This is a genomic window from Aeromonas bivalvium (assembly GCF_000819765.1).
In the GTDB taxonomy this organism is placed as follows: Bacteria; Pseudomonadota; Gammaproteobacteria; order Enterobacterales; family Aeromonadaceae; genus Aeromonas; species Aeromonas bivalvium.
Genome location: NZ_CDBT01000058.1, coordinates 1 through 273, shown reverse-complemented (window position 1 = coordinate 273; position 273 = coordinate 1). Strand labels below are relative to the sequence as shown.

Below are 273 nucleotides of genomic sequence, written 5' to 3'. Positions count from 1 at the left end.
TAGCCGTATCCGCTTCGTCACACCCAACGAGCGGCATCGGGGTGACGATAAAGCCCTGCTGGCGAAACGGGATGCTGTGTACCAGGCCGCCCGAGCACAACACCCAGCGAGGTGGAGTGGCAAGACGCGAGACTGGACACCTATCGGTGCCGTGATGCTAAATCCGGAGCGGCCCGAGAAACCCGAGCCGGAGCAAAAAGAGGCTGCTTAAAACAGCTTTGCGCGACAACTATCTTGAAAAACGCCGGCGGCCAGGGTGCGCGACTTTATGGC

Annotated in this window: 1 pseudogene; it reads left to right on the top strand. The window is 60.1% G+C overall.

Annotated elements, in window-relative coordinates:
• Nucleotides 1–211, top strand: a pseudogene (locus tag BN1119_RS20265) (IS3 family transposase); the annotation flags it as partial.
• Between the last annotated feature and the right edge of the window lie 62 nt (nt 212–273).